Source organism: Motilibacter rhizosphaerae, from assembly GCF_004216915.1.
In the GTDB taxonomy this organism is placed as follows: domain Bacteria; phylum Actinomycetota; class Actinomycetes; order Motilibacterales; family Motilibacteraceae; genus Motilibacter; species Motilibacter rhizosphaerae.
On sequence record NZ_SGXD01000003.1, the window covers coordinates 704,282 to 726,090 of the forward strand.

Here is a 21,809-nt window from a genome sequence, read left to right on the forward strand (position 1 = left end):
TGCAGGGCACGCGGGACCGTCGTGAGCGGATCGTAGTCAGGCCGAGCTCGGCACCGGCAGCCGGTGCGAGCTCGCGCGCACCACCAGCTGCGCGGGGACCGCCACCTCTCGTCGTGGGGACCCGCCGGCGCCGCCCGCGGCACCAGCGACCGCCCCGCCCGCGATGCCCTGCAGCAGCAGGTCGATGCTGGCGCGCCCCAGTGCGGGGAAGTCCTGCCGCACCGTCGTGAGGGGCGGCCAGAAGAAGCCCGCCTCCGGGACGTCGTCGAAGCCCGCGAGCAGCACGTCCTCGGGGCAGCGCCGGCCGACCTCCGCCATCGCGCGCAGCACGCCGAGCGCCATCTGGTCGTTGGCGACGAACACCGCCTCGACCTCGGGGTCGACCGCGAGGAGGCAGCCCGCGGCGTAGCCGGAGCCGGCGCTCCAGTCGCCCGCCAGCGGACGGGGTACGGCGCGGCCCGCCTCGCGCAGCACGGCCTCCCAGCCGGCCCGCCGGTCGGCCGCCTCGCCCCAGTCCGGGGGCCCCGCCACGTGGTGGACCGTGCGCACGCCCTGCTCGAGCAGGTGCGCGGTGGCCGCCCGCGCCCCACCCAGGTGGTCGACGTAGACGCGCGTGGGCCCGGGGCCGGCGTGACCGTCGACGACGACCACCGGGACGCGCTCCGCGAGCTCGACGAGGGCGCCCTGCGCGTCCTCCTGGGGACCGACGACGACGATCCCGTCGACGGCCTGCTCGGTGAGCCGGGCGAGGGCCCGGCGGACCGCAGCCAGCTCGAGCACAGGCTCGCTGGCGATGCTGAGGTAGTAGTCGGCCTGGCGGGCAGCCTGCTCGATGCCGTGCAGGATCCCGGTCGGGCCGAACAGCTGCGTCCCCGCCGTCAGCACGCCGATCGTCTGCGAGCGCCGCGAGGCGAGGGCCCGGGCGGCGACGTTGCGCCGGTAGCCGAGCCGCTCGACCGCGGCCAGGACGCGCGCCCGGGTCTCCGGGCGTACGGAGTCGGCGCCGTTGAGCACCCGGGAGACCGTCTGGTGCGAGACCCCGGCGGCGGCGGCCACGTCGTCCATCCGAGCGGGCCGCCGCTCGCCGTTGCTCTGCACGGTCCGTCCTCGTGCGGGGGTGGGGCGCCCGCGCTAGCGGACGCCCACCTCGGCGCGCTTGCCCAGCTGCGTCTGCAGCACGACCACGACGAGGAGGAACGCGCCGCTGACGACCTGCTGGACGTAGGTGTTGAACTGCAGGCCCTGCACGACGATGTTGTTGATGACGTACCAGAGCAGGATGCCGGCCAGCGAGCCGAGCATGGAGCCCACGCCACCGCTGAGCAGCGTGCCGCCGATGACGACGGCCGCGATCGCGACCAGCTCGTACGAGTCACCGATGCGCGCCTCGTTGCCGCCGCCGGACAGCGCGGTGGTGAGGATGCCGGCGAGGCCGGCGCACAGCCCGCTCGTGACGTAGACGAGGACCTTGACGCGGCGCACGGGCAGGCCCATGAGCTCCGCGGCGGTGTCGCTGCCGCCGATCGTCTGCACGTGCTGCCCGAAGGCCGTACGCGCCAGCAGCCACCAACCGACCGCGAAGACGAGCAGCATGATCCACACGGGCAGGCCGATCGTGATGAACGTGCCGGTGCCGAGGTGCTCGAAGGCCTCCTTGTGCGGGACCTGCGGGACCTTGTTGCCCTCGTCGGTGATGTAGTAGACGATCCCGCGGATCCCGGTGAGGCCGGCGAGCGTCACGATGAACGGCGGCAGCCGCAGGTAGGCGATGACGAGGCCCTGCAGCAGGCCGGCGAGCCCGCAGCACAGCAGCGCGGTGCCGACCGCGGCCACCGACCCGTGCTGGGACTGGAACGCGCTGACGAGGACGCCGAGCGCGAACAGCGAGCCGACCGAGAGGTCGATGCCGCCGCTGATGATGACGAAGGTCATGCCGGCGGCGATGATCCCGATGAACGACGACGCCAGCGCGATGTTGCGCAGGTTGTCCAGTGAGGCGAAGCCGTTGTCGAAGACCGCTGCCAGCAGGCAGGTCAGGACCAGCACGGCGATCGCGCCGCTGCGGAAGAACAGCGAGGTGAGGGCACGCGCCCGCTCGCGGCCGGCGGTGACGCCGCGCTCGTCGGTGGCGACGTGGACCGGGGCGGTCGGCTCTGGCAGCACGGGCTTGCTCGCAGTCGTGAGGTCGGGCGTCGGGCTCATTCCCCGCTCCTGCTGGTGCGCTGGATGTAGACGGCGCCGACGATGATGAGCGCCTCGGCGACCTGGGTCGCCGAGTCCGGCACGTTGTGCGCGGTGAGCGTCGTCGTCAGCAGCTGCATGAGGATCACGCCGGCGACCGTGCCGAGGATCCGCACCCGGCCGCCGTTGAGGGCCGTCCCGCCCACGACCACCGCGGTGATCGCGCTGAGCTCGAGGCCCAGGCCGAGGTAGGACGGGTCCGCCGCGCGGGTACGGGCGGTGGCGATGATGCCGGCGATCGCGGCGAGCAGCCCGCTCAGCGCGTAGACCGTGATGATCGTGCGGCGCACGGGCAGGCCGGCGAGGGTCGCGGCCCGTACGTTGCCGCCGATGGCGAGCAGGCGGAAGCCGAAGGTCGTCTGCCGCACGAGCACCGCGACGACGACGACCAGCGCGAGCGCGATGAGGAAGATGTACGGGATGTTGCTGACCTGGCCGCGGCCGAGCTTGGTGAGCCCCGGCACGAACAGCTCGATCAGCGCGCCCGAGGTGATGACGAGCGCGATGCCGCGGCCGCCGACGAGCAGGCTGAGCGTCGCGACGATCGGCTGCACTCCGCCGACGCCGACGACGATGCCGTTGAAGATGCCCACGAGCAGCCCCGCGACGAGCGCGGTGATGATCGCGAGGGCGAGCGGCAGGCCGAGCCCCTTGGGGTCCGGGGCGACGAACTTGCCCATGACCGCAGCGGCGATCGCCATCGTCGCGCCGACCGAGAGGTCGATGCCGCCGGTGCCGATGACCATGAGCATGCCCAGCGACACGATGAGGACCGCGGGGGTCTGCAGCATCAGCGTGGTCACGGTCTCGAACCGGTTGAAGAACGGCGTGAAGAAGACGTTGTAGAGGATGAGCAGCACGAGGGCGATGTAGACGCCGCGCTCGCGCACGAAGTCGCCGTCGACGGCCTTGCGGTCGAGCCGCGGGATCCGCTGGAGGACAGCAGTGCTCACGGCGCCGCCACCTCCGCCTGCTCGGCGGCAGCGCCGGCGATGAGGTTCATGATGGCGTCCTCCGAGATCTCGTCACCGAACAGCGTGCCGAGCGCAGCACCGTCCCGCAGCACGAGCACGGTGTCGGAGCCCTCGACCACCTCCTCCAGCTCGGAGGAGATGAGGATCACGCCCAGCCCCTTGTCGGCCAGGTCCGCGATCAGGGCCTGCACCTCAGCCTTGGCGCCGACGTCGATGCCACGGGTGGGCTCGTCGAGGATCAGCACCTTGGGGTTGAGGCAGAGCAGGCGGGCCAGCAGGACCTTCTGCTGGTTGCCGCCGGAGAGCTCGCGCACCTTCTGGTGCGGGCCGGCAGCGCGGATCCGCAGCCGCTTCATGAAGACGTCGACGATCTCGTCCTGCTTCTTGCGGTTGAGGAAGCCGCCCCGCGACAGCTGCGGCAGCGCGGCGAGCGCGATGTTGTCGCGGATCGACATGCTCGGGATGATGCCCTCGACCTTGCGGTCCTCCGGCAGCATCGCGACGCCGGACCGGATGCTCGAGGCGGGGTTGCGCCGCGCGTCGGGCTTGCCCTCGACGTGCACGGTGCCCGAGTCGACCGGCATCGCACCGAAGACCGCCTTCGCGGTCTCGCTGCGCCCCGACCCGAGCAGGCCGGCCAGCCCGACGATCTCGCCGGGGCGCACGACGAGCGAGATGTCGTCCAGCACCAGCTTGCGCTGCAGGGACTTCGCCTCGAGCACCGGGGCGGCGTCGGAGCGGGCGGTGCCGCGTACCTGCAGCTGGGTGCGGCCGCTCTCGATGTCCGAGGCCTCGCGACCGAGCATCCGCGAGACCAGCGTGCGCCGGTCCATGCTCGACACCGGGTCGGTCGAGACGAGCTTGCCGTCCCGCAGGACCGTGACGACGTCGCAGGCGCGGAAGATCTCGTCCATCTTGTGCGACACGTAGACGATCGCCACGTCCTGCTGGCGGAGCAGCCCGACGACGGCGAGCAGCCGGTCGACCTCGCGCGGCTCCAGCGACGACGTCGGCTCGTCCATGATGACGACCTTGGCGTCCTGCGAGACCGCGCGGGCGACCGCGACCATCTGCTGGACCCCGAGACCGAGCTCCCCGAGCGGGCGGCGCACGTCGGCGACGATGCCGTACCGCCCGAGGATCTCGTCGGTCTCGCGGTTCATGCGGCGCAGGTCCAGCGACCCGAACCGCTTGGGCTCGCGCCCCAGGAACATGTTGCGGGCGACCGAGAGCTGCGGGGCGAGGAAGACCTCCTGGTAGATGGTCTGGATCCCCGCCTGCTGCGCCTCGCGGGCCGACTTGAAGACCCGCTGCTCCCCTTGGTAGTGGAGCGTCCCCGCGTCGAGGGAGTACACGCCCGTCATCAGCTTGATGAGCGTCGACTTGCCCGCGCCGTTCTCACCGACGAGGGCGTGCACCTCCCCCGGCAGCAGGTCGACGGAGACATCGTCCAGCGCCACGACGCCGGCGAAGTGCTTGCTGGCGCCCTGGATCGAGAGCGTGGGTGCCTTCGGTTGCGCTGAGCTCACTGGCCCGATGCCTTCCTGGTCCGTCGCTGCTGCTGCTCGCCGACCGCGGACTAGTACGCCGTGCCCGACGAGATCGCCTGCTGCGCGTTGGACTTGTCGTACTGGTTGTCCGTGGTGATGGTGACAGCCGGGTAGCCGTCGCCGTTCACATACGCGTTCAGCGCGTCCTCGGCGGACGGGCCGTAGGCCGGGTTCGACTCGATGACGGTGTCGATGTCACCGTCGACGATGGCCTGCACGGCGCCCTTGGTGCCGTCGATCGAGACGATGTGGACCTTGTCGGTGCCGTTCTTGCCCTTGTCCTGCAGGGCCGTGATCGCGCCGAGGGCCATCTCGTCGTTCTCGGCGTAGATCGCGTTCACGTCGGGGTGGGACTGGAGCAGGGTCTCGGTGACCTGCTGGCCCTTCTCACGGGTGAAGTCGGCGGTCTGCTTGAAGATGACCTGGATGCCGGAGGCGTTCTGCGCCTTGAGCTCGTCGAGGAAGCCGCTGGTGCGGTCGTCGGTCACGTTGACGCCGGTCGCGCCGAGCAGGATCGCGAGCTTGGCCTTGCCGCCGGTCGCCTTGATCATCGCGTCCGCGGCGCGCTTGCCCTGGAGCACGAAGTCCGAGCCGAGCTGCGGGCCGACCGACTGGCAGCCCTGCACACCGGTGATGTTGCGGTCCACGGGGATCATCGCGACGTGCTTGCTCTTGGCGTACGCGATGGCGTCGCCGAGGCCGGTCGAGTTGATCGGCGAGAAGATGATGGCCTTCGCGCCCTTGTCGATCATGCCCTTGATGTCGCTGTTCTCCTGCTGGACGTTCGACTGCGCGTTGGTCGTCAGCAGGTGGATGCCGCGCTTCTTGGCCTCGTCGACCTGGGACTTGGTGGAGGCGATGCGGAAGGGGTTGGCCTCCTTCTCGGACTGCGCCCAGCCGATGGTGTCCTTGGCGAAGTCGATCTTGCCGATGCCGAGGTCGGAGCCCTTGCAGATCGGGCCGTACTGCGCCTCGATCCCCTTGGCCGGCGTGCCCGCGATGAGCGCGGTGCCGCCGGCGGCCTTGATGGCGGCGGGGACCTCGCCGCTGCCACCGGCCGCCGCGCTGCTGCCCGCGTCGGCGGAGCTCGAGGCGTCCGAGCCGGTGGACGTGGCGGCAGCGGGAGCGCTGCTGGCCGGGGCGGCGGGCTGGCTGGCGGTCGTCCCGGTGCCGGCGTCGGCGCCCGTGGACTTGTTGCCCGAGTCGCCGCAGCCGCTGAGCACGGCCACCAGGCCGGCGGCGGTCAGGGCCGAGACGACCAGGTGCTTCTTGGGGGTCATGGCTTCTCCTTTGAACGAGACCGTGGGGCGCGATGCCCGGGGCGCTGCCGGAGGGCCGTCCCGGCTCCTGCCCGGACCGTGCTCCCCGCCGCACCTGCGTTGAGATGTTCGCGCTCACATCAGGGCTCGTCAAGGGACCGTGATGGAAATGTTACCGCTCACCTCACGGCGCGCCCGGACCACGGGACGGGTCTTGACAAGCCTCGCGAGCCGGACGAGAGTGCCATCCACCTCCCCCCGCCTTGCCGCGCTGCAGAACCCCGCGACTGGCCGAGTGAGCGTTCACATCACGCCCGGGCGTGCACGCCCGGGTGCTTCCGGCCGGAGCGTTCCGCGCCGTCCCGTCCCCCTGCGACGCGCCCCCGCGCGTCCCGCTCTGCCCCGTCACCGTCCGACGAAGGAGTACGACGTGACCCGAGCACGACCCCGTCCCCACCCCCGCCCGTCCTCGAGCGCGCGGCGGCGCGCTGCCCGCGGGTGGGCCGGCCTCGCCGCCGGCTCGCTCCTCGCGAGCGGCCTGACGGCACTGCTGTCGGCCCCGACCGCCGCGCACGCCGCCGCGGGCCCCGTCCCCAGCGACCGCTGGACCTTCGAGGAGGGCAGCGGCAGCACCTCCGCCGACACCACCGGCACCCACCCGGTCACGCTGCAGGGCGGGGCCACCTGGACCAGCGGCATCCAGGGCGAGTCCGCCCTGCAGGTCAACGGGAACGGCCAGTACGCCGACGCCGGGGCCCCGGTCATCGACACCGGCAGCTCGTTCACCGTCAGCACCTGGGTGAAGCTCGTCAGCATCAACGGCTACCAGACGGTGGTGAGCGTCGACGGCAGCTCGGTGAGCGGGTTCTTCCTCGGGCTGCGCGGCGACACCAACCGCTTCGCCTTCGTCCAGCTGTCGAGCGACTCGCCGCAGGCCGCGGCGCCGTTCCCGAGCGCGACCTTCGACCCGGTGCCGGGCCAGTGGTACCAGCTCACCGGCGTCAAGGACACCGCGGCGCACACGCTCTCGCTGTACGTCAACGGCCGCCTCCAGGGCACGACCCCGACGCCTGCCTCGTGGACCGCGGGCGGTCACCTCGTCATCGGCCGCGGCAAGTACGCCGGCGGCCCGGTGGACTTCGTCAACGGCAGCATCGACGACGTCCGCGCGTGGACCTCGGCGCTGAGCCCCGCCCAGGTCGCCCAGCTCGCCACCACCGGCGCCTGGCGCTTCGACGAGGGCAGCGGGACCACCGCCGCCGACGACTCGCTCGCCAACGCCGACGGCACCCTCACCGGCGGCGCCACCTGGACCCCCGGCGTCGTCGGCCCGAGCGCCGGGGCGTTCAACGGCACCAGCGCGTACGTCGACACCCCGGGCCCGGAGGTCAACACCTCGCAGAGCTTCTCGGTGTCCGCCTGGGTCCGCAGCGACGACCCGAACGGCTTCCGCACCGCGGTGAGCGTGGACGGCAGCGCCGTCAGCGGGTTCTTCCTGCAGCGGCGCAACGACGGCCGCTTCGCCTTCACCAAGCTCGCCTCCGACTCCACGTCGGCCGCTGCTGCCGTCGCGAGCGCGACGAGCACGGCGACGACGGGCCAGTGGTACCACCTCGTCGGCGTCTACGACTCCGCTGCGAGCACCGTGACGCTCTACGTCAACGGCACCAAGGAGTCCACCGCCAGCGTCACCGGCACGTGGAGGGCGACCGGGCACCTCGTCATCGGGCGCGGCAAGTACGGCGGCCCGGTCGACTTCTGGAGCGGCGCGGTCGACGACGTCCGCACGTACCCCTTCGCCCTCGACGCCGGCACCGTCTCGAGCCTGTCCGGCAGCGGCCTGTGGCACCTCGACGAGGGCAGCGGCACGACGGCGAAGGACGCCTCCCCCAATGGCGCCGACGGCACGCTGCGCGGCCCCGGGGCGACGTGGACCGCGGGCGCCATCGGGAAGGCGGTCGCCCTCACCGGCGGCGCCGACATCTCCGTGGGCGACGTCCCGGGGCTCGACCTCGGCACCGGCAGCGCCACGGTCGGCGCCTGGGTGCGCACGACCTCCAGCGCCCCGCAGACGCTGGTGCAGAAGGGCAGCGCCACCGACGGGTACGCCATCGGCGTCTCGGGCGGCAAGGTGACCGTGCGGCTGGGCGGGATCTCCGCCACCACCGCCGACGGCGGCCTCGCCGACGGCACGTGGCACGACGTCGTGGCCGTGGTCGACCGCGCCGCGGGCCGGCTGCGCGTCTACCTCGACGGCAGCGCCTCGGCGCTCGTGGCGGGCGCCGGCAGCTGCGGCACCGGGGCCTCCGACGGCCTCGACATCTCCGCCTGCGCCACGGCGTCCGGCGACTCGTCGGCGCCGTTCACCATCGGCAGCGCGAGCGGCGCGGCGCCGTACCTCGACGGCGCGGTCGACGAGGTGCAGGTCGCGCGCTACGCGCTGACGCAGGACCAGGTCAACGTCCTCGCCGGCGCCAACGCGGTCACGGTCGACGCGACGGACATCCGCGCCACCACGCGGAAGACGACGTACGGCCTCATCCTCGAGGACATCAGCCACTCGGTCGAGGGCGGCCTCTACGCCGAGCTCGTGCGCAACCGCAGCTTCAAGGAGAGCTACCAGGGCGGGAGCGGCGCCGGGGACTGGCCCGTGCCGTACTGGCAGTACTCCGCGACGGGCGGCGCCACCGGCTCGTACGCCGTGGACACGACCACGCCGCTGAACTCCGCGATCGACCGCAGCCTCCAGCTGTCCGCCACCTCGCTCCCGGTGGGCGCGCGCGTCGCGGCCAGCAACATCGGGTTCTACGGCATCCGTGTCGACCCGAGCACGACGTACAAGTCGTCGGTGTCGGTCAAGGCCGCGAGCGGCTTCACGGGCGACGTGCGCGTCAGCCTCGAGAAGCCTGACGGCACGGTGCTCGCCTCGAAGAACCTGCGCGCCCCCAGCACGTCCTGGACCAAGCAGTCGTTCAGCCTGACCACGCCGGCGGGCATCACCGCCTCGACGGACAACCGCATCGTCGTCTCCGTCGTCAACAGCGGCCGCAAGGCCCTGGCAGGGCAGACGGTCTGGGTCTCGCAGGTCTCGGTCTTCCCGCCGACCTACAAGGGCCACGGGCTGCGCACGGACATCATGCAGAAGTTCGCGGCGCTGAAGCCGGGGCTCTTCCGCGTGCCGGGCGGGAACTACCTCGAGGGCAACGACCTCGCGACGCACTTCGACTGGAAGAAGACGATCGGCGACGTCGACCTGCGCCCGGGGCACCAGAACACCGCCTGGGGCTACTGGTCCTCGGACGGCATGGGGATCCTCGAGTACCTCCAGATGGCCGAGGACCTCGGCGCCCAGCCTGACCTCGCGCTCTTCGCGGGCTACACGCTCAACGGCCAGCACGTGAGCGAGGCGGACTACCAGCAGTACATCGACTCCGCGCTCGACGAGATCGAGTACGCCATCGGCGACACCACGTCGACGTGGGGCGCGAAGCGCGCCGCCGACGGGCACCCGAAGCCGTTCGACCTGCACTACGTCGAGGTGGGCAACGAGGACTGGTTCGACGGCAGCGGGTCCTACGCCTGGCGCTACACCCGGATGTACGACGCCATCAAGGCGAAGTACCCGCAGCTCAAGGTGATCGCCACCACGGGCGGGCTCCAGGGCGGGGCGGCCAGCGCCAAGCCGGGCATCACGCCGGACGTGGCGGACGACCACTACTACAACAGCCCGCAGTGGTTCACCGACGCCTCGACGCGCTACGACCAGGCGTCGCGCAGCGGCCCGCAGATCCTCGTCGGCGAGTACGGCGCGCAGGACGGGCAGCCGACCGGGACGGTCGCCGCGGCCGTGGGCGAGGCCGGGTTCCTCACCGGCATCGAGCGCAACAGCGACATCGTCATCGGCAGCATGTACGCCCCGATCATCGTCAACGAGAACCAGTCCAACTGGGGCACCAACCTCGTGGGCATCGACGCGGGCTCGAGCTACGGGTCGCCGTCGTACTGGGTCGAGCAGATGTTCAGCACCAACCTCGGCTCGCAGATCGTCGGCAGCCGGCTCTCCGGCGCCGGTGCGATCCAGCAGACGGTGAGCAAGTCGACCTCGAGCGCGGGCACGACGTTCTACGTCAAGCTGGTCAACCCCAGCGACCAGGTGCAGTCCGCGCGCCTGCAGTTCACCGACATCGGCTCGATCGACCCGACCGGGACGCTGACCCAGCTGACCGGTGACCCGTCGACGCGCAACACGCTGGCCCACCCCGACGCGGTCACCCCGACCACGCGGCAGGTCAGCGGGCTCGGCACCACCACCCGGCTGAGCCTGCCGGCCCACTCGGTCACCGTGCTCAAGGTGACCGGGCACTAGCAGCGGCTGCTCTCCCCCACGCAGAGCCCCCGGCTCCGGCACCCCTCGCCGGAGCCGGGGGCTCTGCGGCGTACGCGCCCTGCGGCTGCTCAGCCGGGACGCTCTGCGAGGATGGAGCGGTGACACCGCCCGCGACCCGCAGCAGCGGCCGCTCCCCCGCGGCGGCCAGCCGGGTGCGCATGACGGGCAAGCAGCGCCGCGAGCAGCTGCTGGACGTCGGCCGCTCGCTGTTCGCCGAGAAGGGCTTCGAGGGCACCTCGGTCGAGGAGATCGCCGCGAAGGCAGGCGTCTCCAAGCCCGTGGTCTACGAGCACTTCGGCGGCAAGGAGGGCCTGTACGCCGTCGTCATCGACCGCGAGGTCGAGAGCCTGCTGACGTCGATCACGGAGGCGCTGACCGCCACGGAGCGCTCGCGCGAGCTGCTCGAGCAGGCCGCGCTCGCCCTGCTCGACTACATCGAGTCCAGCAGCGACGGGTTCCGCATCCTCGTCCGCGACTCGCCGGTGACCTCGGGCAGCGGCACGTTCGCCAGCATCATGAGCGACGTCGGCAGCCAGGTGGAGCACATCCTCGCCGCCGAGTTCCAGTCACGCGGCTTCACCGACAAGATCGCCCCGCTCTACGCGCAGATGCTCGTCGGCATGGTCGCGCTCACCGGTCAGTGGTGGCTCGACGTCCGCAAGCCGCGCAAGGCCGAGGTGGCCGCGCACCTGGTCAACCTCGCGTGGAACGGGCTGTCCGGGCTCGAGGCGAAGCCGAAGCTGACCTCGCGCTGAGGGCGCGCGCGCCGACGAGGCTGCGGAGCCCCAGCAACCCCCCGGCGGCGACGCTGAGCAGCCCGACGGGGTCCGCGGCCGTCAGCCCCATCCGGTGCGGGACGAGGACGAGCAGCACCGGGCCCTCCCACAGCCGGTCGATGGTCAGCCACGCGAAGCCCAGCAGCACCAGGGCCGCCGAGCTCGAGCGCGAGCCGCGCCACGCCGACCACCCGACCAGCACCATGGCGAACGCGAGTGCGACGAGCGCCGAGCCGACGCGCAAGGTGGGCACCGCAGGTCCTCCCAGGGGGGTCGTCGGGGTGGACGCGCCGGTGCGACCTCCCCGGCTCAACGTCCGGGACCGCCGCGGCGTCCCCGGCCGGCTCAGTCGACGGACAGCTCCAGCCAGCGCTCCTCGAGCTCGGCCCGCTCGTCGCCGAGCGTGCGCAGCTCGGCGTCCAGCGCGAGGACGCGCTCGTGGTCGGTCGAGGCCTGCGCCATGGCGGCGTGGATCTCGTCCTCCCGCTGGCCGATGCGCTCGAGTCGGCGCTCGAGGCGGGTGATCTCCTTGCGCGACTGGCGGTCCTGCGCGCCCGAGCTGGGCGCGGCGGCGGCGACCGGCCGCGCAGCCGGGGCCGCGGCGGCGAGCGCGGCCTGCCGGCGCTGGAGGTACTCCTCCACACCCCCGGGCAGGTGGCGCAGCGCTCCGTCGCCGAACAGCGCCCAGACCGCGGTGGTGCAGCGCTCGAGGAAGTAGCGGTCGTGGCTGACGACCACCAGCGTCCCCGCGAACCCGTCGAGCAGGTCCTCGAGCCCGGCCAGCGTGTCGGTGTCGAGGTCGTTGGTCGGCTCGTCGAGCAGCAGCACGTTGGGCTCGGTCATGAGCAGCCGGAGCAGCTGCAGGCGGCGCCGCTCGCCGCCGGAGAGGTCCGCGACCGGCGTCCACTGCCGCTCCGCCGGGAAGCCCAGGCGCTCGAGCAGCTGGCCGGCGCTCTGCTCCTTGGCGCCGAGCTGGACCGTGCTGCGCACCTCCTCGACGGCCTCGAGGACCCGCAGGTGCCCGGGCAGCTCGGCGACCGACTGCGAGAGGTACGCCACGCGCACCGTCGTCCCCGTGACGAGCCGGCCACCGCTCAGCGCCGCCTCCCCGACGAGCGCGCGCAGCAGCGTCGTCTTGCCCGCGCCGTTGACCCCTGCGACGCCCACCCGGTCCCCCGGGCCGAGCCGCCAGGTGACCCCGTCGAGGATGCGCCGGCCCGGCACGTCGACGGTCGCGTCCTCGAGCTCCAGCACCGTACGGCCCAGGCGGGCGCTCGCGAACGAGACCAGCTCCACGTCGTCGCGCGCCGGCGGCTCGTCGGCGATGAGCGCGTCGGCCGCGGCGATGCGGAACTTCGGCTTGCTCGTGCGCGCCGGCGCGCCACGGCGCAGCCAGGCGAGCTCCTTGCGCAGGAGGTTCTGCCGCTTGGTCTCCTCGGTCGCCGCGCGCTGGGCGCGCTCGGCCCGCGCCAGCACGTAGGCCGAGTAGCCGCCGTCGTAGGTCGCGATGCTGCCGTCGTTGACCTCCCAGGTCGTGTCGACGACGGCGTCGAGGAACCACCGGTCGTGGGTGACGACGAGCAGGGCACCGCGGCGCGTCCGCAGGTGCTGGGCGAGCCAGTCCACGCCCTCGACGTCGAGGTGGTTGGTCGGCTCGTCGAGCAGCAGCAGGTCGTCGTCGCCGCCCTCGCTGAGGATCAGCGCGCGGGCCAGCGCGATGCGACGCCGCTCACCGCCGGACGCGCCGGCGGTGCCGCGGTCGATCGCGGCGAAGGCCTCGACGCCGCCGAAGAGGCCGTCGAGCACGTCGCGCACCCGCGCGTCGGAGGCCCAGGTGTGCTCGGGCCGGTCGCCGACGACGATCTCGCGCACGCCCATGCCGGGGGGCAGGTCGTCGGACTGCGTGACGGCGGTCAGCCGCAGCGAGCCGGCGTGCACCACGCGGCCGGCGTCGACGTGGGTCTGCTTGCCGAGGACCTCGAGCAGCGTGGTCTTGCCGCCGCCGTTGCGCCCGACGATGCCGATGCGCGACCCCTCGGAGACGCCGATGGTGACCCCGTCGAGCAGGGTCCGGGTGCCCCAGGTCTTGGAGACGTCCTCGAGGGAGGCGAGCGTACGCGGTGGCACAGGCGGTTCCAGTCGTTCGAGGTGCGCTAGGGGTTCACGGGGGCGAGCTGCGGGCTGCCGGCCGGCCCGCGGGCCGTGCGCGTGCGGCGGACGCCGGGGAGGCCGGCGAGGGCGGCGCCGACGACGGCAGCCACGGCCTCGGCGGGGCAGAGGAAGGCGCACGTGGGGCCGCTCCCGCTGACGATGCCGGCGAGCGCGCCCGCGCGCGTCCCCTCGGCCAGCACGTCGGCGAGCCCCGGCCGCAGCGCGAGCGCCGCCGGCTGCAGGTCGTTGGCCAGGCTCGCCGCGAGGGCGGCCGCGTCGCCGTCGTGCAGCGCCGCCAGCAGGTCCTCGGCCACCTCGGGCTGGGGCACGTCGACGCCCTCGCGCAGCCGGTCGCAGGTGCGGAAGACCTCCGGGGTCGAGAGCCCCTCGTCGGCGAAGGCGAAGGCCCAGGCGAACTCCGCCGTGGTCCCGACCGGCTCGAGCAGCTCCCCGCGACCGCGCCCGACGGCCACGCCGCCGAGCAGGCCGAAGGCGACGTCGCTGCCGACCTCGGCAGCGACGGGGACGAGCTCCTCGGCCGGCCAGTGCAGGCCCCAGATCTCGTTGCAGGCCAGCAGGACCGCGGCCGCGTCCGCGCTGCCGCCGGCCATCCCGCCGGCGACCGGGATGTCCTTGTCGATCGTGATGTCCACACCGCTAGAGACGCCCGCGCGACGGGCGAGGGCCTCGGCCGCACGGGCGGCGAGGTTGTCCGCACCGGCTGGGACGAGGTGCGCCTCGGGGCCGGTGGTGCGGACGCGGGTCTCGTCGGAGGTCGTGACGGTGACGTCGTCGTGGAGCCCGACGCTGCAGAAGACGGTGACGAGCTCGTGGAACCCGTCGGGGCGTACGGGCCCCACCGCGAGCTGGAGGTTGACCTTGGCCGGCACGCGCACCCGGACCGGCCCCATGCTCCGATCCTAGGTGCTGCCGCCGGCCTGCCGAGCCGCCGCGCTCCGCTCGTGCCGGCGCAGGTGCTGCTGCAGGAGCGGAGCCGTCCGGTAGGGCACGAGGTCGCGCAGCAGCACCACGGTGCTCGTCCGCTGGATGCCCGGGCAGGCGAGGATCTGCTGGCCCACCCGGTAGAGATCCTCCGGGTCCGCCGCCACCACCCGGCAGACGATGTCGCCCTCGCCCGTCGTCGCCGCCGCCTCCAGCACCTCGGGGATGGCGCGCAGCCCGCGGACCACGGAGGCCAGCTCGGCCTGCGCCACCTCGGCCGTGACGAGGGCGGCCACGGCGTACCCGAGCTCGCGGGGCGGCACCCGCTCGGTGTGCGGGCGCAGCACCCCCTCGAGGCGGGCGAGCCGCGTCTGCACCGTCTTGCGGGCGAGCCGCAGCCGGGCCGCGAGCTCCACCACCGGCGAGCGCGGGTCGCTGTCGAGCGCGAGCAGGATCCGCGCGTCCGTGTCGTCCAGCATGCCCACCCTGCTCCCTTCCTGGCCCTCTGGAGGAGTCCTGAGTGCTCATCCTGCTCCATCTGCGCGCGGATGGTTGCCCAGACCGCTCCCCCGGGTCTCCACTGTGGCCATGGACCTCACCGTCGGCGGCTACCTCGGGGCGCGGCTGCGCCAGTGCGGCGTCGGGCACCTGTTCGGGCTGCCGGGGGACTACTCGATGGCGCTGCTCGACGAGCTGCTCGCCACCGGGCTCGACTGGGTGGGGACGACCAACGAGCTCGGTGCGGCGTACGCCGCCGACGGCTACGCGCGGCGGCGCGGCTTCGGCGTGGTGGCGACGACGTTCGGCGTCGGCGAGCTGTCCGCGCTCAACGGCGTGGCGGGGGCGTACGCCGAGTCGGTGCCGCTGCTCGCGCTCACCGGCGGGCCGGCCACGAGCGCCGTCGTGGCCGGGACGCCCGTGCACCACTCGCTGCTCGACGGCGACCTCACCCGCTTCAGCCGGGCGTACGCCGAGGTGACCGCCGCTGCCGAGGTGCTGGCGCTGGACACCGCGGCCGAGCAGATCGACCGGCTGCTGCAGCTGGCGCTCGACGAGCTGCTCCCCGTCCACCTCACCGTGCCGTGCGACGTCGCGGTCGCGCCGGTGCAGGGCGCCGAGCGCCTGGCACGTCCTCTGGTGGCGCGCTCGTCCGACCCCGAGTCGCTGGCAGAGTTCGAGGAAGCGCTGCGCCACAGGCTCTCCTCGGCACAGCCGGTGGCCCTCTCCGGGCGGCTGGCGGTGCGTACGGGCCTGCGGGGGGAGGTCCGCGCGCTCGCGGACGCCGGGGTGCCCGTGGCGACGCTGCTCGACGCGAAGGGCCTGCTCGACGAGGCGCACCCGTCGTCGCTGGGCTGCTACGTCGGCGCGCTCTCCCCCGACCCCGCCGTCGTCGCACCGGTGGAGGACAGCGACTGCCTGGTGGTCGTGGGCGCGGTGCTGTCCGACCTCGTGACCGGCATGTTCAGCGCGCACCTCAAGCCCGCGGTCACGCTCGGCCTGCACGAGGCGCAGGTGGGCGAGGTGGCGTACCCGCGGGTGGAGCTGCGCGACGCGGTGGCGGCGCTGGTGCGGGTGGCGTCGGGAGCGGCCGCCTCTTCCCCCCAGTTGATCGGGGGCCTCGATCAACTGGGGGTCCGGACTGGTCCATCTGCTCGGGACGAGCCCGCGTCGATCGAGGACCCCGATCAAACGGGCCTCACCCAGGAGGCGCTGTGGCGCGAGCTCGCGGCCTGGCTCCCGCCGGGCGCGCTCCTGGTGGCGGACGCCGGCAGCGCGTACTTCGGGGCGGCCGGGGTCGCACTGCCGGCGGGGGCCGAGCTCGTCGGCCAGCCGGCGTGGGCCTCCATCGGCTGGACGATCCCCGCCCTGCTCGGCCTCGCGGTCGGCGGTGACGACCGCCCGCTCGTGCTCGTCGTCGGGGACGGCGCGGCGCAGCTCACCGTGCAGGAGCTCTCGACCGTCCTCGCCCGCGGGTTCGCGGGCACCGTGCTGCTCCTCGACAACGGCGGCTACACGGTCGAGCGGGCGATCCGCAGCCCGGAGGCGGCGTACCAGGACATCGCCCGCTGGGACTGGCGTGCGCTCGTCCGAGCGCTCGCGCCCGGCGTCCGCGTCGAGACCGCGCTCGTCGAGACGGCCGGCGAGCTGCGGCAGGCGCTGCGGTCAGGAAGCGCTGGTACGCCGCGCTTCCTCCAGGTCGTCCTCCCCCGCGACGACACCCCGCCCCTGCTGCAGGGCATCGCCCGCGGGCTCGGTGCGGCGCACTGATCCGCCCGCTCGGCGATCGAACAGGGTGCCCCAGTGTGCGTCCGACGCGCACTGGGGCACCTTGTTCGATCCCGCCGGGGGGTGCCCGGAGGTTCAGCCGGTGGGCCGCTGCTCCGCGATCCGCGCGAAGTCCTCGACCCTCAGCGCTTCCCCTCGGGTGAGCGGGTCGATCCCCGCTGCCCGCAGCGCCTCCGCGGCGGCGCCGGGCGAACCCGCCCAGCCGGCGAGCGCGGCGCGCAACCCCTTGCGACGCTGCGCGAACGCCGCGTCGACGACGGCGAAGACCTGCTCGCGCGACGCGGACGTCGAGGGCGGGTCGCGCCGGTCCATCGCGACGAGGCCGCTGTCGACGTTGGGCGCCGGCCAGAACACGGCTCGGCCGATGGAGCCCGCACGCGAGACCGTCGCGTACCACTGCGCCTTGACGCTCGGCACACCGTACGTCCGCGAGCCCGGCGCAGCGGCGAGCCGGTCCGCGACCTCCGCCTGCACCATGACGAGCGTGCGGCGGATCGTCGGGACGTGCTGCAGCAGGTGGAGGATCACGGGGACCGCGACGTTGTAGGGCAGGTTCGCGACGAGGGCGGTCGGCGCCGGCCCGGGCAGCGTCGTCACCCGCAGGGCGTCGGCGTTGACGACGCGGAAGCCCGCGGCGTGCTCCGGGGCGCGCTCGGCGATGGTCTGCGGGAGCCGCTCCGCCAGCGGCGGGTCGATCTCGACCGCGGTGAGCGAGGCGCAGGACGGCAGCAGCGCCAGCGTCAACGACCCCAGACCCGGCCCCACCTCCAGCACGACGTCATCGGGCCGGAGCTCCGCCGCGCGCACGATCTTGCGGACCGTGCCGTGGTCGATGACGAAGTTCTGCCCGAGCTGCTTGGTCGGCCGGATCCCGAGCTCGGCCGCGAGCGCGCGGACCTCCGCCGGACCGAGCAGGTCGGACGTCACCAGGCCCCGAACGCGCGCTCGGTGTTCGCCGCGACCGCCTCGCACATCCGCTCGACGCTCACGCCCTTGACCTCCGCCATCACGCGGACGGTGAGCGGGATGAGGTACGACGCGTTGGGCCGCCCGCGGTACGGCGTGGGCGCCAGGAACGGCGCGTCCGTCTCGACGAGCACGTTGTCGATCGGCGTGACGGCGAGGGCGTCGCGCAGCCCCGCGGCGTTCTTGAACGTCACCGTCCCCGCGAACGACAGGAACCACCCGTGCCGCGCGCACTCCTCGGCCATGGCCGCATCACCGCTGTAGCAGTGGAAGATGACGCGCTCCGGGGCCTTGTCCGCGAGCACCCGCAGCACGTCGGCGTGGGAGTCGCGGTCGTGGATCATCACCGGCTTGCCGACCGCGTCGGCGATGGCGATGTGCTCGCGGAAGCTCTCCTCCTGCACGCCGCGACCCTCGGGCGGCGTGCGGAAGAAGTCGAGCCCCGTCTCGCCGACCGCGCGCACCCGCGGGCGGGCGGCGGCGGCGCGTACCTGCTCCAGGGCGTCGGCCAGCTCACCCCGCTCGGCGAGCAGCGGCGCCTCGTTGGGGTGCATCGCGACCGCCGCGACGATCGCCTCGTGCTCCTCCGCGGCGCGCACCGCCCACTCGACGCCGGGTCGGTCGCAGCCGACCTGCACGATGCGGGGGACGCCGACCGCGGCCGACTTCGCCAGCGCGTCCGCCGTGGGCACCCACTCGGTGCCGTCGACGATGTCGAGGTGGCAGTGGGCGTCCGCGACGGGCAGCGGCAGCGGCTCGGGCGCAGGCGGCGGCGTCAGGTCGCGGGTGCGCCCGCTGCTCCCCCGGCTGCGCGTCGGCTCGCTCACGCGCCTTCCAGCCGCGCCAGCTCCTCCTCGACGACGGACTCGTCGAGCTTCTTGAAGATCGGCGTCGGTGTGCTGACAGGAGTTCCGGGCGTGATGGAGATCCTGCCCCAGGCGGGCACGTCGGCGTAGTCGCCCGTGATGATGGGGTACGCGGGACCGCCGTCGAGGTCCTCGACCTCCTCGATGCGCGGCAGCGGAGCGAGGATCCCCGGCAGGCCCAGCATCTCGTGCACCTGCTGCGCGCTGTGCGGCAGGAACGGCGACAGCAGCACGTTGCAGTCGGCCACCGCCTGGAGCGCCGTGTGCAGCACGGTGGCGCGCCGCTCGGGGTCGTCCTTGAGCTTCCAGGGCGCCTGGTCGGAGAGGTACTTGTTGGCCTCGCCGACGACGCGCATCGCCTCGGTGATGGCGGCCTTCTGCCGGTGCTTCTCGATGAGGCCGCCCACGGTGGCGAACCCCTGCTCGGTGGTCGCCAGCAGCGCGCGGTCCTCGTCGTTCTGCTCGCCGGCGGCGGGGATCTCACCGAGGTTCTTGGCCACGAGCGAGATCGAGCGGTTGACGAGGTTGCCCCACCCGGCGACGAGCTCGTCGTTGTTGCGGCGACGGAACTCCGACCAGGTGAAGTCGGTGTCCTGGTTCTCCGGGCCGGCCACGGCGATGAAGTAGCGCAGGGCGTCGGCGTCGTAGCGCTCGAGGAAGTCGCGCACGTAGATGACGATGCTGCGCGAGGACGAGAACTTCTTGCCCTCCATGGTGAGGAACTCGCTCGACACGACCTCGGTCGGCAGCGCGAGCCGGCCGAGCGAGCCGACCTCGCCGCCCTTGTCGCCCTCGCCGTCGTAGCCGAGCAGGATCGCCGGCCAGATCACCGAGTGGAAGACGATGTTGTCCTTGCCCATGAAGTACGACCCCGTGGCGGACGGGTCCTGCCACCACAGCCGCCACTTCTCCGGGTCGCCGGTGCGACGCGCCCACTCGATCGAGGCCGAGAGGTAGCCGATGACGGCGTCGAACCACACGTAGATCCGCTTGTCGTCGCGGTCCTTCCACGCCTCGAGCGGGATCGGCACGCCCCACTCGAGGTCGCGCGTGATCGCCCGCTGCTGCAGGTCGTCGACGAGGTTCTGGCTGAACCGCAGCACGTTGGGCCGCCAGTCCTCGCGGGACTGCAGCCACCCCGTCAGCGCCTCGGCGAAGGCCGGCAGGTCGAGGAAGAAGTGCTCGGTCTCGACGAACTCCGGCGTCTCGCCGTTGATGCGCGAGCGCGGCGAGATGAGGTCGGTCGGGTCGAGCTGGTTGCCGCAGTTGTCGCACTGGTCGCCGCGCGCCGCGTCGTAGCCGCAGATCGGGCAGGTGCCCTCGATGTAGCGGTCCGGCAGCGTCCGCCCCGTCGACGGGGAGATCGCGCCGAGCGTCGTCTTGGCCACGATGTAGCCGTTGCGGTGCAGCCCGCTGAACAGCTCCTGCACCACGGCGTAGTGGTTGCGCGTCGTGGTCCGCGTGAACAGGTCGTAGGACAGCCCCAGCCCGCGCAGGTCCTCGACGATGACGCGGTTGTAGCGGTCGGCCAGCTCTCGCGGCGTCACGCCCTCCTTGTCGGCCTGCACCTGGATCGGCGTGCCGTGCTCGTCGGTGCCGCTCACCATCAGCACCTGGTGGCCCGCCATCCGCATGTAGCGGCTGAAGACGTCGGACGGGACGCCGAAGCCGGACACGTGGCCGATGTGCCGGGGGCCGTTGGCGTAGGGCCAGGCCACCGAGGTGAGGACGGGACGGGACATGGCTCCAGCCTAGTTGCCCCGCGCCGGCGCCCTCCCTGCGCGCTCGCCCCCGCGCTACTCCTCGACCGCCAGCACCGGGCGGCGTACGGACCGGGTCCGCAGCTGCCCGAGCACCGTCGAGGTCAGCGAGACGACGACGACGAACCCGGCGTAGGCCCGGGCGGTGTCGAGCAGGCCGTACGACGTGACGGCGAAGCCGGCGACGACCGCCGGGACGCTGAAGGCGACGTAGCTGACCGCGAACAGCGCGGCGAACAGCTCGGCGCGCTCGTCCGGACGGGCCACGGCGGCCAGCGACCGGAACGCGCCGAGGAACGCCGAGCCGAAGCCCAGCCCGGCGACCGCGCTGCCGACGAGGAAGAGCGCGAGCGAGTCGGCCTCCAGCGCGAGCAGCGAGACCAGCGTGCCGACGGCGAGGACCAGGGAACCGCCGCTCATCGTCCGCTCGGGGGCGGCGTCGCGCACCGCCCACGAGGCGAGCGAGCCCGCGGCCATGAGGGCGAAGACGACGACCCCGCCGATGACGTGGTTGCGCGTGCCCAGCACGCCGGCGGCGAGCGACGGCCCGAGCGAGAGGTAGAGCCCGCCCATCGCCCAGGTCGCGAACAGGCTCGGCAGCGCCACGAGGAAGGTGCCCCGCGCCTCGCGGGGGACGCGCACCCGCGGCCGCAGGCTGGCGAGCGCGCCGGGGCGCCCGGGCACGGTCTCCGGCAGCGCGAGGACGGCGAGCGCCGCGACGACGAAGGCGACGAGCAGCACGACGAAGACGAGCGAGCGGGGGGCCGGCGCGTACTCGACGAGCAGGCCGCTGCCCAGGGCACCGACGGCGAGACCGGCGGAGGGCGCCACGCTGCCGAGCAGTGAGCCCAGCCGCGGGTTGGAGGCGGGGGCGAGGTCGACCAGCGCGGCGCTGATCGCACCGTTGGCGAGCCCGGTCGCGACGCCCTGCAGGATCCGGGCCGTCGTGAGCCACGCGACGCCGCGCGCCCCGAGGAAGACCGCCATGCTGACGACCTCCAGCACGAGCGCGGCGAGCAGCGCGCGCCGGCGGCCGACGAAGTCGGAGATGCCGCCCGCGGTGACGAGCGCGACCAGCAGCGCCAGCGCGTACACCGCGAAGACGGTCGTGAGCGTCGTCGACGAGAAGTGCCAGCGCGCCTGGTAGACGACGTAGAGCGGGCTCGGTGCGCTCGCGGCGGCCATGAACGCGAACAGCGTCGCGGCGACCAGCCAGAAGCCCTGGGGGCGGGTCCACTGCACGGGGATCCTCCAGCGGAGTTCGAATCGACTCGAACGGACAGTAGCCGCAACACCGCGGGGGTTCAAATCCTTTCGAACTATGCTGGCCGATGTGAAGCGCCACCTCGACCACCCGGCTCCCGAGGAGCTGGAGCTGACCCGCGTGCTGTTCGCGCTGAGCGACCCCCTGCGCCTCGCGCTGGTCCGCCAGCTCGCGGGCGAGGGCCCGCAGGAGGTCCAGTCCTGCCTGCCGGACGCCGGCGAGCTGCCGAAGTCCACGCTCTCGCACCAGCTCAAGACGCTGCGCGAGGCCGGGGTGATCCGCAACGAGCCGCAGGGCCGGCAGCGGCTGCTCACCCTGCGCCGCGAGGAGCTGGACGCCCGCTTCCCGGGCCTGCTCGACGCCGTGCTCTCGCGCGGCTGAGCCCTC

General features: G+C 73.2%; 17 protein-coding genes. 4 read left to right on the top strand and 13 right to left on the bottom strand.

Annotation, left to right across the window (positions count from 1 at the left end):
* Positions 1-36: 36 nt before the first annotated feature.
* The 5 genes from EV189_RS14045 to EV189_RS14065 are packed head-to-tail and all read right to left on the bottom strand — an operon-like array spanning position 37 to position 6,045.
* Positions 37-1,098 (bottom strand): LacI family DNA-binding transcriptional regulator, encoded by a 1,062-nt coding sequence (locus tag EV189_RS14045; protein WP_231116382.1) that lies wholly within the window; start codon positions 1,096-1,098, stop codon positions 37-39.
* A 33-nt stretch (positions 1,099-1,131) separates the two neighbouring features.
* On the bottom strand, positions 1,132-2,202 hold the full coding sequence (locus tag EV189_RS14050) for an ABC transporter permease (protein WP_130493546.1): 1,071 nt from the start codon (positions 2,200-2,202) through the stop codon (positions 1,132-1,134).
* Positions 2,199-3,194 (bottom strand): ABC transporter permease, encoded by a 996-nt coding sequence (locus EV189_RS14055; RefSeq protein WP_231116383.1) that lies wholly within the window; start codon positions 3,192-3,194, stop codon positions 2,199-2,201. Before EV189_RS14055 ends, EV189_RS14050 begins: the two co-directional genes overlap by 4 nt.
* Positions 3,191-4,744, bottom strand: coding sequence for a sugar ABC transporter ATP-binding protein (locus EV189_RS14060; RefSeq protein ID WP_196788576.1), 1,554 nt, complete (start codon positions 4,742-4,744; stop codon positions 3,191-3,193). Before EV189_RS14060 ends, EV189_RS14055 begins: the two co-directional genes overlap by 4 nt.
* A 50-nt stretch (positions 4,745-4,794) precedes the next feature.
* Positions 4,795-6,045: a substrate-binding domain-containing protein gene (locus tag EV189_RS14065; RefSeq protein WP_130493548.1), complete on the bottom strand. Its 1,251-nt coding sequence runs from the start codon at positions 6,043-6,045 to the stop codon at positions 4,795-4,797.
* 409 nt (positions 6,046-6,454) lie between these two features.
* Here EV189_RS14065 and EV189_RS14070 point away from each other — a divergent pair, with 409 nt between their 5' ends.
* The gene (locus tag EV189_RS14070) at positions 6,455-10,390 is read left to right on the top strand and encodes a LamG-like jellyroll fold domain-containing protein (protein WP_231116384.1); all 3,936 of its coding nucleotides are present in this window, start codon (positions 6,455-6,457) and stop codon (positions 10,388-10,390) included.
* 179 nt (positions 10,391-10,569) lie between these two features.
* Complete coding sequence (locus EV189_RS14075) at positions 10,570-11,166, top strand: TetR family transcriptional regulator (RefSeq protein ID WP_130493805.1); 597 nt, start codon at positions 10,570-10,572, stop codon at positions 11,164-11,166.
* Here EV189_RS14075 and EV189_RS14080 read toward each other — a convergent pair.
* From EV189_RS14080 to EV189_RS14095, 4 genes are all read right to left on the bottom strand, one after another.
* Positions 11,105-11,440 carry a hypothetical protein gene (locus tag EV189_RS14080; RefSeq protein WP_130493550.1) on the bottom strand — a complete coding sequence of 112 codons (336 nt, stop codon included), beginning with the start codon at positions 11,438-11,440 and terminating at the stop codon, positions 11,105-11,107. The two genes, EV189_RS14075 and EV189_RS14080, sit on opposite strands and share 62 nt — an antisense overlap.
* Positions 11,441-11,532: 92 nt before the next feature.
* Positions 11,533-13,314: an ABC-F family ATP-binding cassette domain-containing protein gene (locus tag EV189_RS14085; RefSeq protein WP_130493551.1), complete on the bottom strand. Its 1,782-nt coding sequence runs from the start codon at positions 13,312-13,314 to the stop codon at positions 11,533-11,535.
* 26 nt (positions 13,315-13,340) lie between these two features.
* The gene (locus EV189_RS14090) at positions 13,341-14,249 is read right to left on the bottom strand and encodes a 4-(cytidine 5'-diphospho)-2-C-methyl-D-erythritol kinase (protein ID WP_130493552.1); all 909 of its coding nucleotides are present in this window, start codon (positions 14,247-14,249) and stop codon (positions 13,341-13,343) included.
* Between the two features lie 9 nt (positions 14,250-14,258).
* On the bottom strand, positions 14,259-14,759 hold the full coding sequence (locus EV189_RS14095) for an Lrp/AsnC family transcriptional regulator (protein ID WP_130493553.1): 501 nt from the start codon (positions 14,757-14,759) through the stop codon (positions 14,259-14,261).
* Between the two features lie 109 nt (positions 14,760-14,868).
* Here EV189_RS14095 and EV189_RS14100 point away from each other — a divergent pair, with 109 nt between their 5' ends.
* Positions 14,869-16,548 (top strand): alpha-keto acid decarboxylase family protein, encoded by a 1,680-nt coding sequence (locus EV189_RS14100; protein WP_165400307.1) that lies wholly within the window; start codon positions 14,869-14,871, stop codon positions 16,546-16,548.
* Between the two features lie 93 nt (positions 16,549-16,641).
* Here the strand turns inward: EV189_RS14100 and rsmA are convergent, their stop codons facing one another.
* From rsmA to EV189_RS14120, 4 genes are read right to left on the bottom strand one after another with little or no spacing between them, the layout of a single operon-like run.
* Entirely contained in the window at positions 16,642-17,493 is an 852-nt protein-coding gene (rsmA, locus tag EV189_RS14105; RefSeq protein WP_130493555.1) for a 16S rRNA (adenine(1518)-N(6)/adenine(1519)-N(6))-dimethyltransferase RsmA, read from the bottom strand.
* Positions 17,490-18,359 (bottom strand): TatD family hydrolase, encoded by an 870-nt coding sequence (locus tag EV189_RS14110; protein WP_130493556.1) that lies wholly within the window; start codon positions 18,357-18,359, stop codon positions 17,490-17,492. Before EV189_RS14110 ends, rsmA begins: the two co-directional genes overlap by 4 nt.
* Positions 18,356-20,140 carry a methionine--tRNA ligase gene (metG, locus tag EV189_RS14115; RefSeq protein WP_130493557.1) on the bottom strand — a complete coding sequence of 595 codons (1,785 nt, stop codon included), beginning with the start codon at positions 20,138-20,140 and terminating at the stop codon, positions 18,356-18,358. The genes EV189_RS14110 and metG overlap by 4 nt, the downstream gene beginning before the upstream one ends.
* Positions 20,141-20,194: 54 nt before the next feature.
* On the bottom strand, positions 20,195-21,400 hold the full coding sequence (locus EV189_RS14120) for an MFS transporter (RefSeq protein WP_231116386.1): 1,206 nt from the start codon (positions 21,398-21,400) through the stop codon (positions 20,195-20,197).
* A 79-nt stretch (positions 21,401-21,479) separates the two neighbouring features.
* Here EV189_RS14120 and EV189_RS14125 point away from each other — a divergent pair, with 79 nt between their 5' ends.
* Positions 21,480-21,803, top strand: coding sequence for an ArsR/SmtB family transcription factor (locus EV189_RS14125; protein WP_130493558.1), 324 nt, complete (start codon positions 21,480-21,482; stop codon positions 21,801-21,803).
* Positions 21,804-21,809 lie beyond the last annotated feature (6 nt).

Bases quoted from the DNA above. Each gene is read 5' to 3' on its own strand.
- metG (WP_130493557.1), bottom strand. From the start codon at position 20,140: ATGTCCCGTCCCGTCCTCACCTCGGTGGCCTGGCCCTACGCCAACGGC.
- EV189_RS14125 (WP_130493558.1), top strand. From the start codon at position 21,480: ATGCTGGCCGATGTGAAGCGCCACCTCGACCACCCGGCTCCCGAGGAG.
- EV189_RS14075 (WP_130493805.1), top strand. From the start codon at position 10,570: ATGACGGGCAAGCAGCGCCGCGAGCAGCTGCTGGACGTCGGCCGCTCG.
- EV189_RS14050 (WP_130493546.1), bottom strand. From the start codon at position 2,202: ATGAGCCCGACGCCCGACCTCACGACTGCGAGCAAGCCCGTGCTGCCA.
- EV189_RS14090 (WP_130493552.1), bottom strand. From the start codon at position 14,249: ATGGGGCCGGTCCGGGTGCGCGTGCCGGCCAAGGTCAACCTCCAGCTC.
- EV189_RS14095 (WP_130493553.1), bottom strand. From the start codon at position 14,759: ATGCTGGACGACACGGACGCGCGGATCCTGCTCGCGCTCGACAGCGAC.
- EV189_RS14100 (WP_165400307.1), top strand. From the start codon at position 14,869: ATGGACCTCACCGTCGGCGGCTACCTCGGGGCGCGGCTGCGCCAGTGC.
- EV189_RS14065 (WP_130493548.1), bottom strand. From the start codon at position 6,045: ATGACCCCCAAGAAGCACCTGGTCGTCTCGGCCCTGACCGCCGCCGGC.